This window comes from Acaryochloris marina MBIC11017, from assembly GCF_000018105.1.
Lineage (GTDB): Bacteria > Cyanobacteriota > Cyanobacteriia > Thermosynechococcales > Thermosynechococcaceae > Acaryochloris > Acaryochloris marina.
In genome coordinates this window covers 4,669,462-4,683,582 of record NC_009925.1, presented here as the reverse complement: position 1 = coordinate 4,683,582, position 14,121 = coordinate 4,669,462, and the positions used below count along the sequence as shown (strand labels likewise).

13 protein-coding genes are annotated in these 14,121 nt (G+C 48.9%); 8 read left to right on the top strand and 5 right to left on the bottom strand.

The features are described from left to right. The first annotated feature begins 108 nt into the window (after positions 1-108). Positions 109-1,089: a DUF1517 domain-containing protein gene (locus tag AM1_RS21075; protein ID WP_012164925.1), complete on the top strand. Its 981-nt coding sequence runs from the start codon at positions 109-111 to the stop codon at positions 1,087-1,089. Between the two features lie 35 nt (positions 1,090-1,124). Here the strand turns inward: AM1_RS21075 and murG are convergent, their stop codons facing one another. Beyond that, a complete protein-coding gene (murG, locus tag AM1_RS21070; protein ID WP_012164924.1) occupies positions 1,125-2,225 on the bottom strand; it encodes an undecaprenyldiphospho-muramoylpentapeptide beta-N-acetylglucosaminyltransferase in 1,101 nt (366 codons plus the stop codon). A 198-nt stretch (positions 2,226-2,423) separates the two neighbouring features. Here murG and AM1_RS21065 point away from each other — a divergent pair, with 198 nt between their 5' ends. The 6 genes from AM1_RS21065 (at position 2,424) to AM1_RS21040 (ending at position 8,906) form a co-directional block, all read left to right on the top strand. Continuing rightward, a complete protein-coding gene (locus tag AM1_RS21065; RefSeq protein ID WP_071819956.1) occupies positions 2,424-3,326 on the top strand; it encodes a hypothetical protein in 903 nt (300 codons plus the stop codon). Positions 3,327-3,338: 12 nt separating this feature from the next. Then, positions 3,339-4,154 carry a septum site-determining protein MinC gene (minC, locus tag AM1_RS21060; RefSeq protein WP_012164922.1) on the top strand — a complete coding sequence of 272 codons (816 nt, stop codon included), beginning with the start codon at positions 3,339-3,341 and terminating at the stop codon, positions 4,152-4,154. Positions 4,155-4,230: 76 nt separating this feature from the next. Further along, entirely contained in the window at positions 4,231-5,028 is a 798-nt protein-coding gene (gene minD, locus AM1_RS21055) for a septum site-determining protein MinD (RefSeq protein WP_012164921.1), read from the top strand. 94 nt (positions 5,029-5,122) lie between these two features. Beyond that, positions 5,123-5,530, top strand: a complete 408-nt coding sequence (minE, locus tag AM1_RS44280) for a cell division topological specificity factor MinE (protein ID WP_010481093.1) — start codon at positions 5,123-5,125, stop codon at positions 5,528-5,530. A gap of 288 nt (positions 5,531-5,818) precedes the next feature. Next, positions 5,819-7,210 carry a gluconeogenesis factor YvcK family protein gene (locus AM1_RS21045; RefSeq protein WP_012164919.1) on the top strand — a complete coding sequence of 464 codons (1,392 nt, stop codon included), beginning with the start codon at positions 5,819-5,821 and terminating at the stop codon, positions 7,208-7,210. Positions 7,211-7,316: 106 nt separating this feature from the next. Then, positions 7,317-8,906: a glycoside hydrolase family 57 protein gene (locus tag AM1_RS21040; RefSeq protein ID WP_012164918.1), complete on the top strand. Its 1,590-nt coding sequence runs from the start codon at positions 7,317-7,319 to the stop codon at positions 8,904-8,906. Here the strand turns inward: AM1_RS21040 and AM1_RS21035 are convergent. From AM1_RS21035 to AM1_RS21025, 3 genes are all read right to left on the bottom strand, one after another. Further along, positions 8,903-9,676: an ABC transporter permease gene (locus AM1_RS21035; RefSeq protein ID WP_012164917.1), complete on the bottom strand. Its 774-nt coding sequence runs from the start codon at positions 9,674-9,676 to the stop codon at positions 8,903-8,905. The two genes, AM1_RS21040 and AM1_RS21035, sit on opposite strands and share 4 nt — an antisense overlap. A 218-nt stretch (positions 9,677-9,894) precedes the next feature. Further along, positions 9,895-10,566, bottom strand: coding sequence for a TVP38/TMEM64 family protein (locus AM1_RS21030; protein WP_012164916.1), 672 nt, complete (start codon positions 10,564-10,566; stop codon positions 9,895-9,897). Between the two features lie 676 nt (positions 10,567-11,242). After that, a complete protein-coding gene (locus AM1_RS21025; RefSeq protein WP_012164915.1) occupies positions 11,243-11,632 on the bottom strand; it encodes a DUF732 domain-containing protein in 390 nt (129 codons plus the stop codon). A gap of 187 nt (positions 11,633-11,819) precedes the next feature. Here AM1_RS21025 and queA point away from each other — a divergent pair, with 187 nt between their 5' ends. Beyond that, positions 11,820-12,929: a tRNA preQ1(34) S-adenosylmethionine ribosyltransferase-isomerase QueA gene (gene queA, locus AM1_RS21020; protein ID WP_012164914.1), complete on the top strand. Its 1,110-nt coding sequence runs from the start codon at positions 11,820-11,822 to the stop codon at positions 12,927-12,929. A 10-nt stretch (positions 12,930-12,939) separates the two neighbouring features. Here the strand turns inward: queA and AM1_RS21015 are convergent, their stop codons facing one another. After that, on the bottom strand, positions 12,940-14,121 hold the full coding sequence (locus tag AM1_RS21015; RefSeq protein WP_012164913.1) for a glycosyltransferase family 4 protein: 1,182 nt from the start codon (positions 14,119-14,121) through the stop codon (positions 12,940-12,942).

Genomic DNA, 14,121 nt, shown 5'->3' with positions numbered 1-14,121 from the left:
TGCCGATGACTGTCAGAATAATTCTGGTTGTCATACCGATTATCGGGTCAGTCCTATTCACTACGATTCTTCCCAAGATTGCGTTAATGTAAGCCCTCAGTGCGAAAGATGAATAAAAAACGTCCCATTTATAAAACTTTTTCCCGTCTACTCGTTGCGATCGCGCTCGTTGGTGTCCTAGTCTTCAGCAATGCCGATGCTGCCTTAGCAGCCCGCACGGGTGGTCGTATTAGCGGAGGGAGCTTCCGTCGTTCTGTACCGTCTCGCTCCTATCGCAGCAGCCCTTCCCGGGGCTATTCAGGTGGCTATTCTCGGGGCGGTTACGCTCGAGGCGGCTATGGCGGTGGATTTGGCTTTCCTTTTCTCATCCCATTCTTTGGATTTGGCGGCGGTGGCTTATTTTCCATCCTGATCCTGATTGCCGTAGCTAACTTTTTGGTGTCTAGCTTCCGAAATATTGCTGGGGATGGAGAGGGCATCAGCTTAAGAGGCAACAGTTATGACCAAAACGCTGCCAACCCCTCTGTTACAGTCAGCAAAATTCAAGTGGGTTTATTAGCCGAAGCCCGGGGTCTGAAAGCGGACCTCGACCGGATTGCCCAAACTGGCAATACTGGATCTAGCACAGGTCTCGCGAAGGTTCTGCAAGAAACGAATTTAGCCCTGTTACGCCACCCTGAATATTGGGTTTACGCCAGTGCTGAATCGGAGCAAACCCGCCTGGTCTCTGCTGAGGCTAAATTTAACCATTTAGCTTTAACCGAGCGGAGCAAGTTCCAAGCAGAAACCTTGTCGAATGTGAAACAGCAGATCCAAGACACCATTGGCACATTAACCAAGACACCAGATACCCTGACTCAGGCCCCTGGTGAATACATTGTCGTTACCCTAGTGGTAGCTGCCCAGGGCAAGCAAAAGCTCCCAGATATTAAATCGGATCAAGATCTTCGCCAGGCTCTCAATCAAGTAGGCTCTGTTTCCAGTGACCAGCTCCTAGCCCTAGAAGTGTTATGGACCCCCCAAGCGGAGTCCGACACCCTCAGTGCGGATGATTTAGTTGCGGCTTATCCCCACCTAAAAATGATCTAGACGCTGGGCTTCTAGCGATACGTTACCTATTTATTTCATGGAGACGCTTCGATCTGCTCAAGAATGAGCTGGGCGAAGCGCTCTGTGCTATTGGGGACTGCTAAGCTGTAAGCCTTTACAGCCATCTCCTCTAAGACTTGAGGTTCCTGTATCCATTGGAGCACGGTCTGTTTCAGTTGTTCTTCTGTTAGTTCATCCTGACGATACATCTCGGCAGCTCCCGCTTTAACAAAAGCGGCCGCATTGAACGCTTGATGGTCCTCAGCGGCATAGGGGTAAGGGATTAGGAGGGCAGGAGTGGATGCGATCGCAAGTTCGCTTAAGGTCCCTGCACCTGCCCGACTAATGGCTAAATTAGCCCGCTGCAATAAACCAGCCATATTGTCGTAAAACGGCATCGACAAATAATGGGGATGCTGAAAAGATTGAGCATCTGGATCTTGGGCTCCCGTGAGATGGACGATCCAAGCTCCCGTCTCTAACCAAGCTGGTGCACAGGCTCGTACCAATTTGTTGACTGAGACAGCGCCTTGGCTGCCGCCTGCCACCACAATCAGCGTGGCCTCTGGCGGAATCGGTAAATCCAGTTCACAAGGAGTCAAAAACGCAGGACGGACAGGCGTACCCACCACTACAGTTTTGTCTTTGGGCAAGTATGTTGTGGCATCTTCTAATCCCAACCCCACCCCCGTGCAGATCGAACTGAGCCATCGCGTCACTTTCCCCGGAATGGCATTCGATTCATGAATCACTCGCGGTAACCCTAGGGACCACGCGGCCAAAATGGCCGGGGCAGCGATATAGCCTCCCGTAGTGAGCACACCCTTAAATTGGCCGCGCTTTAGAAGTTGACGGGTTTGCCAAACCGCCACGGCTAACTTTCCTAGGAGAATGGGAGTCTTTGGACCTATCCGAGTTTGGAGTCCTTCAATAGGGACCGTCCGTAAGGGATATTTTTTAGGAACGAGCTGGGTTTCTAATCGATTGCTTACCCCTAGCCACTCCAGTTGAAATTGCTCTGCTTCAAGGACTTCTGCAACGGCCAACGCGGGGAATAAATGCCCGCCTGTCCCGCTAGCAGCGATTAGGAACCGCTGGGGTTGTTCTGTTATGGCAACCGATTCGGAATTGCTCACTGTTGCTATCCTTGTAGGTGGAAGTTGAGAATTCTAGCGTTTTCGCCTTCTATAGGAAAGTTAATCTAGAATTGAGATGCTACTTTCAGGGAAACGTGGCAAAGCGAACCACTCACTGGTGATGCAGCCTCTCCTATCAGTTCAGGGGACCCTATCTGAAAGAGTGACTTGGTTCTTGTCATTACATACCACCATTCCATGTACAACTTTATCCGCATTTTGCAATCCGTTGCTTCTCAGTCTCGCCGCCCGATGAATAGGGGCCGCCGTGCTATGGGTCAGTTGGGGGTTGGATTGTCTACGGTCTGCCTATGTGCTTTAGGAATGGGGGGCTTGCCTCAGCTTGCCTATGCTGAAAGCGTGGCTCCAGACACAGCTCAACTAGATCCGGATGCTCCACCTGCCCTGACAGAGCAGCTCGCTCAAGTCGATATGGCGGCGAACCAAAAAGATCTGTCCAAACTGCTGGGCTTTTACAGTTTCAATTTTACGAGTGGCGATGGTCTGAATCGGAAAACTTTGAAGCAGGTGATTGCCACATTTTGGGAAGATTACCAGGATTTATCCTATAAAACTGAGTTAGTGGCCTGGGAGAAAACCCCTCAAGGCTATACCGTTGAGACCAAAACAACCATCACCGGTACTCAGGCCCTAGATCAGGGGCCTGTAAAATTGCACTCTACCCTTCACTCCCGTCAGCATTGGGTCGGACAACAGATTGCCAAGCAAGAGATTCTAGCTGAACAAAGCAAGCTGACTTCAGGACGGAAACCGCCTAAAGTGCAGGTCAACCTTCCCCAGGAAGTGGGGGTTGGCGAAAAATTTGAATTTGATGTGATTGTGGATGAGCCTCTGGGGGATAACCCATTATTGGGATTAGCCCTAGAAGAAGCGATCACGATGGAAAACTATCTGAAGCAGCCCGAGCTTAAGCTAGAGCTGTTACCCGCTGGTGGCCTGTTTAAGGTCGGTACGGCAGGAAATAAGCCCATGAGCGAGTGGATTTCTGCCATTTTGGTGCAAGATGGTGGCATGACAATTATCAGTCAGCGACTTAATGTCGTTCCAAAGAACAAATCGGCCGAACAGTCACGCAAGTAAAAAAGGGCGTTTATGGAACCAGAACGGCTTAGGGCTTCACTTGCCGCCACTTCTCCCCCTAACAGCGAATCAGAATCCGAACAGGAGTCGCCTCGGGTTGCCGAAGTCCAACTCCATATGGAAGCTGAAGATGGCAAGTTATTGCTCTACTTACCGGCTCCCAGTGAAACCACCCTGGAATGGGCAGATTTACTAAAAGAAGTGAAAAAGCAGCTGGAGGCTGGTGAGCGATTTTGGCCTCCCAATACTTTGGTGGAGCTGGTCACGGGTGATCGCCTCCTCGATCATCGACAGCTGCAGCTGATTGTTAATGCCTTAGGGGCTGCGAAGTTGCATCTCACACGCATTCACACCAAGCGTCGGCAAACGGCTGTCGCCGCTGCAACCTCAGGTTATTCCATTGAACAGCAAGCTCATATCTTGCCCATGGCCCAGTCCACCATTGCTCAGTTCACGTTAGATAACGAAAAGAAGGATTCAGCTCCCCTTTATTTACAAACCACCCTACGCTCGGGAGCCGAAATCCGTCACCCCGGAACGGTTGTGATTATGGGGGACTTAAATCCCGGCAGTTCAATTGTTGCGGATGGTGACATTTTGGTCTGGGGGCGTCTACGGGGCATCACCCATGCCGGGGCGAGTGGCAATGAACAAAGTCAAATCATGGCTCTACAGATGGAGCCCACTCAATTGCGAATTGCGGATTGGGTGGCTCGGGCACCGGAATCTCCCCCGGATCAGTTTTATCCAGAAGTGGCCTATATCGCTAGTGATGGGATCCAGATTGCCCGGGCTGCTGACTTTAGCAAAAATATGATCCAACCCTAGCGAAATCACAAAATTGATATACACTATAAATCATTTGTTTGGCTGAGTTGACGAAAGTTGTAACGCTCTCTGTTATATGGGTCGAATTATAGTTATTACCTCTGGCAAAGGTGGGGTGGGCAAAACCACCTGTTCAGCCAATTTAGGAATGGCCTTAGCAAGGCTAAACCATTCGGTCGCGCTCATAGACGCTGACTTTGGATTGCGCAACCTTGATTTGTTGCTGGGTTTAGAAAACCGTGTCGTGTATACAGCCCTGGAGGTCTTGGCTGGGCAATGTCGCTTAGAACAAGCCCTGGTTAAAGACAAGCGCCTCCATGATTTGGTGCTTCTACCGGCAGCCCAAAATCGCAACAAAGATGCCGTCACGCCAGAGCAGATGAAGCAGCTCGCTTATGCGTTGACGAAAAAGTATGATTTTGTCTTGATCGACTGCCCGGCAGGGATTGAGATGGGGTTTCAGAATGCGATCGCAGCTGCAGACGAAGCCTTAATTGTGACGACTCCTGAAATTTCCGCCGTTCGAGATGCCGACCGAGTGGTGGGGTTACTTGAAGCGCACCATGTCAAAACCATCAATTTGATTGTGAACCGCATCCGACCCGCTATGGTTCAGGCCAATGACATGATGTCGGTTCAGGATGTCCAAGAAATTCTAGCGATTCCTCTCATCGGCATGATTCCCGATGATGAGCAGGTGATTGTGGCGACCAACCGTGGGGAACCCTTAGTACTATCAGAGAACTTTTCTCTTAGCGGTATGGCTCTGCAAAACATTGCTCAGCGGATTGAAGGAAAGGACATCGATTTCTTAGATCTCAATGCCCCCTACGATACGCTTTTCTCGAGGGTTAAACGTTTCTTTAAACGGTAATTCTTTGCATATCCTCCAGCACATCAGCCAAGCTACACGTCATACTGTAGCCATTACCTCTGACTGTGGACGTTCACGCTTACGTTGAAATTCTATGATTAGCGATTTTCTCGAACGGCTTTTTCTCGGCCAAGACATGACGACTAGTCGTGATGATGTCAAAAGTCGGCTCAAAATTGTCTTAGCCCATGATCGAGCTAACCTACCGCCAGAGCTGATGGAATCGATGCGTCGAGAAATTTTGGAAGTGGTTTCTCGCTATGTAGAGATCGATACAGAGGGACTCAATTTCAGTCTGGAATCCGATCAGCGGGCAACGGCCTTAATCGCCAATTTACCGATCCGTCGTATCAAATTTGAGCCCGATGCTCAAACTTCATTAGAATTAGAAGATACTCCTGAGCTTGGTGAACCCCCACTAGAGGCACCAGCACCAAGGCTATCGGATGCTGCATCTTCCTATGAGTCGCCCCCTAAGCCCGACATCGACTTGTCTTTGTAATTGAAGTTGAGGATTGAAAGTTACATCACTCAATGCGGTCCTACCTCTTCTGAATCCATCCTCCATATCCTGCCTAACTTTTTCTTCTCCTACCAGTTGCTGAGCCGTAACATTTTTGGAGAAAATGCTTGAGGCGGCAGGCTGAAATGCAATTATCTTTTATTTCCAAAAAATTAGAGACAAAGTACCCTAAGCTATACTCAGGCCCTTGCCCCAACATCTCGACTTCAGGGTGAATAGGGACGGTTTTACCTCTCTATAATTTGGACATAAACACTTTTGTGGTTGATGCTCATGGGATCTCCCAAACAGACGATAACTTCTTATAAAGGCAAATCGTTGCAGCATCTTCCCGGACGGTTAGGTCGTTCCATTCGCTGGTTATCTCCTGGACTATCAATTAAACGGTGGTTATTTTTAAGCGCCATCGGTGTCCTCTTAACGAGTCTAGGATTAGCCATCCTAGTCCGTTTAACCCCCATCTTTTATGTTATTCAGTTTCTCGAATCTGCACTCCGGTTCTTTGCCCAAGTCTTACCCAGACAGATCAGTGGCCCTCTCGTAATCGTATTGGGTTTATTTTTAGTGTGGTGGGGGCAAACCCGAACTTTGGGGTCCATTACTGAAGTCTTAATCCCAGATAGCCAAGAAGAGGTTGTGGATCGCCTTCTCGTCCATCGCCGTTTGAATCGAGGCCCCAAAATTGTGGTGGTTGGGGGCGGAACCGGCTTGTCTACGTTGCTTCGAGGCTTGAAGTCTTATAGCTCAAATATCACAGCCATCGTTACGGTGGCGGATGATGGTGGATCGTCGGGACGCCTAAGACGTGAAATTGGGGGTCTACCCCCAGGGGATCTGCGTAACTGCATTGCCGCTTTAGCCGACCAAGAAAAATTGATCACAGCGCTATTCCAATATCGGTTTAAAGCAGGAGATGGACTCGCTGGACATAGCTTTGGCAACTTGTTCCTAACGGCCATGAGTGAGATTACCGATAGTTGGGAACAAGCCATTGCCGCAAGTTCCCAAGTGTTAGCCGTCCGGGGTCAGGTATTACCTGCCACCCTCAGCGACGTGAGCCTCTGGGCAGATTTAGAAGATGGTCGCTGTATTGAGGGAGAATCCAATATTACGGCTGCAGGAGGCAGAATCATTCGTGTGGGCTGCACACCTGAGCGTCCGCCTGCTTTGCCTAAAGCTATTCGAGCGATTATTGATGCCGATCTCATCATTCTCGGCCCTGGAAGCCTCTATACCAGCGTTGTCCCTAATCTTCTGGTGCCAGAAATCGTTGAGGCGATTGCCCGTCGAACGGTGCCTCGGATCTATGTCTGCAATATTATGAGTCAGCCTGGAGAAACGGATGGCTACACCGTTGCCGATCACATTAAGGCCCTCGATGCGGCCTGCGGTAAGCGAGTCTTTGATGCCGTGCTAGTGCAAAAAAAATTACCCTCTTCCATGGCCCTAGCTCGCTATATGCAGGAAAATGCCCATCCCATCGTGATAGACCGAGAAATGCTGATGCGGCTGGGGTGTCGGGTAATTCTGGCCAATGTTATGGATGAAGATCAAAATACCAAGTATGTTCGCCATAGTCCCGAACGCTTAGCGCGGGTTTTACTGCGATGGTATGGGCGAGTTAACCGGATGGAACACCCCACTCATGCATCAAGATAGAAAATTGTATGTTTCTATCTATTCAATTGGGGCCGTCATTCTTTACTATTATTTAATACTCTCGGTCAATGGCCGTCGTCCCGTCTGCCCTTCCTAACGAAAATTTATGACTCTTGGTTATCTTGCCCTGGTACTTCATGCTCATCTTCCCTTTGTTCGTCACCCTGAAAGTGATTTTGTCCTAGAGGAAGAGTGGCTATTTGAGGCAATTACTGAAACCTATATCCCTTTACTCCAAGTCTTCTCAGGATTAAAGCGAGATGGGATTGATTTCAAAATCACCATGAGCATGACTCCTCCCTTGGTGTCTATGCTGCAAGATCCCCTCCTCCAAGATCGGTACGATGAACATCTTGCGAAATTAGAAGAGCTGGCCACCCTAGAAGTTGAGCGCAATGTTCACAATAGCCATATCCGCTACTTGGCCGAGCACTATGTCAATGAATTCCATACAGTGCGAGAGGTATGGGAGAACTACAATCGCGATGTAGTGTCAGCCTTTAAACAGTTTCAAGACACGAACAACCTAGAAATTATTACCTGCGGGGCCACCCACGGTTATTTACCCCTGATGAAAATGTATCCTCAGGCGGTTTGGGCTCAACTACAGGTCGCTTGCGAGCATTACGAAGAGACGTTTGGACGCCCTCCTAAGGGCATTTGGCTGCCAGAATGCGCCTATTTTGAGGGACTGGAGCGGATGCTAGCCGATGCCGGGTTGCGCTACTTCCTGATGGATGGTCATGGCTTGCTCTATGCCAGGCCTCGCCCCCGCTTTGGCACCTATGCGCCTATTTTTACAGAAACAGGGGTGGCGGCCTTTGGCCGTGATCATGAATCCTCCCAGCAGGTGTGGTCCTCCGAGGTGGGTTATCCGGGAGCACCGGAATATCGAGAGTTTTATAAAGATCTCGGCTGGGAAGCAGAGTACGAATATATCAAGCCCTACATTATGCCCAACGGCCAGCGCAAAAATGTCGGGATAAAGTATCACAAAATTACAGGACGCGGTGGGGGTCTTTCCGATAAAGCGCTTTATGATCCCTATTGGGCGCGGGAAAAAGCGGCAGAACATGCCCATAACTTTATGTTTAATCGGGAACAGCAAATCAGAAATTTGCAGGGGATGATGCAGCGCCCGCCCATTGTGGTTTCCCCCTACGATGCCGAACTCTATGGCCACTGGTGGTATGAAGGGCCTTGGTTTATTGATTATCTATTCCGAAAGTCCTGGCATGATCAACAGACTTATGAAATGACTCACTTGGCGGATTACTTGAAAGCGCAGCCGAATCAACAAGTTTGTCGCCCTTCCCAGTCCAGTTGGGGGTACAAGGGATTTCATGAGTACTGGCTCAATGAGACCAATGCCTGGATTTATCCCCATCTTCATAAGGCTGCCGAACGAATGATTGAATTGGCTAAATTGGAGCCTGAAGATGATCTGCAATGGCGAGCCTTAAATCAAGCGGCCCGAGAACTTTTGTTGGCTCAGTCTTCTGACTGGGCATTTATCATGCGAACGGGGACTATGGTTCCCTATGCGGTCCGCCGGACTCGGTCCCACTTGGCCCGATTCCAGCATCTCTACCATGAAATTAAAAAGCAACAGGTAGATAGTGGATGGCTGGAGAAAGTAGAAGTCATGGATAACATCTTTCCTAGCATTAACTATCGAGTCTATCGCCCTCTCTAGAATTCTCGATTGGCAAAAATAATGGTGGAGATGGCTAGGAGTAAGGTGATATACACGATGCCATAGACCGCGTTCATGGCCATTTGTGAGGGCGGAATGGTGATGATATGCACTGCCTGATTTTTTAGGTCTAAGCGCGATAAATCAGGGAAAATGAGGTAAATCACCTTGGCAATCTGCTGTACACTTTCAGATTTAATAGATTCGCTGAGCTTAAGCAGGTTTTGGCTGAAGTGCCCCATGAAATAGACGGCAAAAGTGAGAACAGTCCCCATTAAAGAACTGGTAAATGCACCGAACAAAATGGAAACGGCTGCAATCAAAGCCATCTCTAAAATCAGAAAGCTACTGCTCAAGAGAATATTATTGAATTCGAAGGCAAACTGCTGCCAGCTAAGTACACTCACTAAAATCGCCGTCATAATGGCAATTAAGAGAGTTAAAACCCCTGATAGCCCTATATGCTTCCCTAGCACAAATTCAGTGCGGCTGAGGGGTTTGGCTAGCAAAATTAATGCGGTTCGCTTTTCGACTTCTTTATTAATTAATCCGCCGCCCTCAAATGCGGCCACGGCTAGCGCCAGTAGACTAATGCTAGCCAGTCCTACATCAATGCTGATTTTCCCCTCGGTGCCAGCGGAGACCTCACCTAGAAATAAAATCACTAAAATCAGGCCAATGGCATATAACGCAGCTAGATAGAGGACGCGATCACGGAAAATATCACGAAATACATTGGATGCAATCACTGCAATTCGTTGAGGATTCATCGTTAGGCACTTAACTCTTCCAACCTACTTCTCATAGTACCCAGCTGATTGGAGGAAATAATCGCTGAATTTAATGCATCTCTGAGGGAATCAGTTCATAAAGAGATTGATTCCCTCAGAGATGGGATAGCAAGCACATGAAATATCAGCTTTCAATAGATCTGACGGATTATCAGGCATCCGTTTTGTAAAGACCTGAGTCCCATGAGGCAGCACTTTTATTTTTTAGTCGCTGAAGTAGCTCCTCTTTGTTGGAGCCACCCTGCTAAGATCGCCACACAAAAAGCACCGAGGATCGAGAGGCCTGCATATAAATATCCAGTTCCTTTATCAAACAAAGTTGCGCCTATGGCAACAATCGGTCCGCCTCGGACAAGGGAAGCGATGAGTAATCCTGGCAAAAACATTTTCCATTTGGTGGTTGTTAGCCCCACACTGTAGCTTACAAAATCAAATGCTCCAGTCATCAATGCACCGGCTAACAAGAAAAAGTTTTTCTCTAAGTGTTTGGCACTCAACTCATCCACTCTGCCCATGAACTTTTTACCCACTAGTTTTTCGACCAGGTTTCGACCAAATCGTCTGGCGAGATAAAACGCGATGCTACAGGAACAAAGGTCAGAAATAACAATTGTTCCTAACGCAATGGGGTAATCCAATATTTTCCCTGCAAGTAAGGCCTGAGGTACACCTGGGATGATAGGAATAACAACGCTGATCAAGCGAAGGACAAAGATTCCCAAAGGTGCCCAAGGTCCCAGTTGCTCAACGTAAAGTTCAATTTGGGATTTTAGGGGTTCTTCATCTAGCTTTCTGATCAGCCAGATAGAAACGGCCAAGATGCCAACAGCTAACCCAAATAGACTAATTTTGCTGAGCTTCTTATTCATGAAATGTTAATACAGTGTCTTTTAAGAGGCTTAAACGATGGCATTTAAGCTTTGCTTAATATTAAGTGTATGCAACTTTCGGACAAAATACTGGGCAGGTTGTTTGCCGACTTAAACGATAACTTTTGGTCGGAAGATGTTGAAGCGGTTCACAGGTCCAAAATGGCTCATCCTAGAGCGCTTAATGTGGCCCATTTTTTATGTCAGCCGCGATTACAGAGCTTATTCGGGAACCGACACAACCATTATGATGACTAATACCGATATCCTGAGGCAATGGTTAGGCCCCGTAGGCGAGCATTATTGCCCATGGCTATCTCAAAACGATAACAATTATCTAAATCTATGCACATTAATTGAGGACATCTCTAGGGGGGAGGTGAGCCGTTTGACTGCCAAAATGCTTGTGTAGCATTGCCCCCTGCCTAGGATGCACCATGAAGGCCCTTTCAGAGGGCCTTACTTTGAGCTTTGCGCCACAAATTATCTAAGGAAAGCCTATCTAAGCTAATTCCCTATAATTTTAGCGATAGAGCTTGGAAGATTAGACCTCTTGCAATATTCATTTCATGGTGTGCTACTAACTCAATGAATGCCGCGATCTGACTTAAATTTTGAATCCTCTACCATATCAGTAGCTGAATTATGCAAGAGGTCTATTAAGTCTGTAACACTGTTAGGCCAGAGTCTCTGGACAATAACCTAAACCTTGAATAAACTGCTGGCGGAATGCCTCAATTTCAGTCATGTCAGGCGTGCCATGGGCAATAACTGCAACTTGGTATTGGCTCATCACTTCGACCGGAGATTGGCCGGCTTCCAATGCTTGAAGTACGGTGCTGACCCGGGTATCTACTTGGTAAGGGATGCCCAGTTCGCCCAGAAAGGCACGGAAATTGTCTAAATCTTGTTGTGTCCAGCCCGGTGCCGTTTTGATGCGCAACACCCAACCGTTAAGTTGGTGAACAACGGTCATAAACTCGACGGGTAATTCCGTTGATCGGCGAAGATGCTGAACAACGCGTAAAACTAAACTTGCTGTTCCTAGATAATATAGGTAATCCATAATTGTGCCTGCCTCGGCACTAACCCCAGCGTTTTTGCGGTGAGCAGGGATACCTGCCTATACTTATTGTCACGATCAGCTCTGCTTATGGGTAGAGCAGAATCCCCATAATTAATAGGGGGTTATACCCAACCTGGTTGATCATTGCAGTCAGGGCAATCAATTCACCGTCAGTAACAAAGAAAGCATGCTGGGCCCCACTCCCGAGTTAGATCAAACCCTCCAGGCCTATGATTATCTGCTGCCAGAGACCTTCATTGCGCAAACTCCTTTGGTGCCTAGAGACCGATCTCGGCTATTGGTAGTTCAACAACAAGCGCATCAGCATAAAATCTTCCAGGATTTAGTCGCGCTACTGCAGCCTGGCGATTTGCTGGTTTTTAATGATACCCGGGTTATTCCAGCCCGTCTCCTGGGTCGCAAATTGAATTCTGAGCTGGCCCAGCCAGTTGAGGTCTTTTTGCTGGAACCTCGACAGCCGAATACTTGGCTTGCTCTAGTCCGACCAGGACGGCGGTTAAAGCCGGGGGCCCAGATAGAGTTTGGCCCCCCAGAACGTCCCTTATTGCGGGCAGAGATTCTGGCTACTGATGCAGACACAAGGGGGCGAATTATTCAGTTTGAGTCTCTGGTTGAAGAGCCGTTTGAGGATCTTCTGGAACAACTGGGTGAAGTCCCCTTACCTCCCTATATTCAAGAGTCTACTGCCCAGCCTGAACAATACCAAACGGTTTATGCTCAACATCCCGGGGCCGTTGCTGCCCCTACGGCTGGGTTGCATTTTACCCCTGAGTTACTCGCCCGTCTCCAATCTGAAGGTATTAATCAGGCGCATCTGACGCTTCATGTGGGGATTGGGACGTTTCGGCCTGTGGAAACAGATGATATTTTGCAACACCATATGCACTCGGAATGGGTAGATTTGCCGGCAGCAACGGTAGACGCTATTCGGACAACTAAGGCCAGTGGGGGGCGCGTTATTGCGGTGGGAACGACTGTAACGAGGGCTCTGGAGGGCGCTTGTCAGAATGGCCCGCTGGTTCCTTGGCAGGGGCGTACCAATTTATTTATCTATCCCAGTTACCAATGGCGGGTGGTGGATGGTTTGATCACCAACTTTCATTTGCCGAAATCGAGCTTGCTGATGTTGGTGAGTGCGCTAGTGGGACGGGAGCGGTTATTAGCCTTGTATGAGGATGCGATCGCACAACAATACCGCTTCTATTCCTTCGGTGACGCCATGCTGGTTTTACCGGAGGCCGTGATTGCAGAACGTTCCCCAGACCCTGTTTTCTAGCCCCGTCCGATTAGCGGTAAACTTCGACCTTGGTTTGCTGGAATATCTGAGCGTAGAACTTTTCCAATTGATCCAGGTTTCGATCTAGGCAATATCGTTCCAGCACGCGCTGGCGACCTTTTTGGCCCAAGAGTTTCACCATCTCAGGGTGCTCCGCGAGAACGGGTAATAAGGTCCGGAGTTCGCCTCTGGTCCGTTGAGGATTGAGGACAATGCCCGCACCACCCGCCAGCACTTCGCCATCGGCCCCGGCATCGGTGGCTAAGCAAGCCACACCGCAGGACATGGCTTCCAGGAGGGAGAGGGATAAACCTTCGACAAACGATGGCAGGATAAAAACGTCTGCCCCGCGCAAGATTTCAATCCGGCGATGCTCATCATAAATCGCCCCTAACCACAGCACGTTTTGTTCAGGGCCGTAATTGGTCATATGGGCATTGAGCAGTGGACCATCCCCCACCATCACCAGCTTGGAGTGGAAGGGCATCTGCCTCTGAACCTGCTTCCAAGCTTTCAGCAAGGACTCGACGTTTTTCTCGATGGCAATTCGACCTTGATAGACGAAAATGCGTTCGGTCTGGAGTTCTGCTTTGAAGGTTGAAGGACCTGGAGAATACTTGTCGGTATCCACTCCGTTGGGGATAATCACAATTTTGGCTTCAGGCACCCCTAAGCGCATCAGCAAGTCCCGCTGGGCCTGGGAAAAGATGATCACCGCGTCATAATTCGCCAGGGAAGGGGCATAAAGCTGGTACATGAAGTGTTGGGTACCAGAGGATAAATTGCGATGTTTATGGCTAAAGGGCGGGTGGAAGGTCGCCACGAGGGGGACCTGTAATTCCTGACAAATTTCCGGCAGGACAAAATCCAAGGGCGAGAGGGTGAGAGACGCATGGACCAGATCAGGCTTCAGATTCCGCAAAGACTCGGCTAAGACCTTGCTTGATTTCAGGGTCGGTATCGTATAGACCTGGGATTTGTACAGGAAGGGGAGCGGAACTTCTTGGCATTCCTGAGGAACCGGTGGCTCGTGAATGGGCAACGGCTTACCGATTTCTTCATCAAAAGCATCTTGGGCAAAATGCAGAAAGCTGACCTGATAGCCACGATCTAGCAGGGCATTCGTAATTTCGCGGCTGTAGGTGACATTGCCACAGGGCGGGGATTTTTTGCCAATCCAAGCGATGTGCAT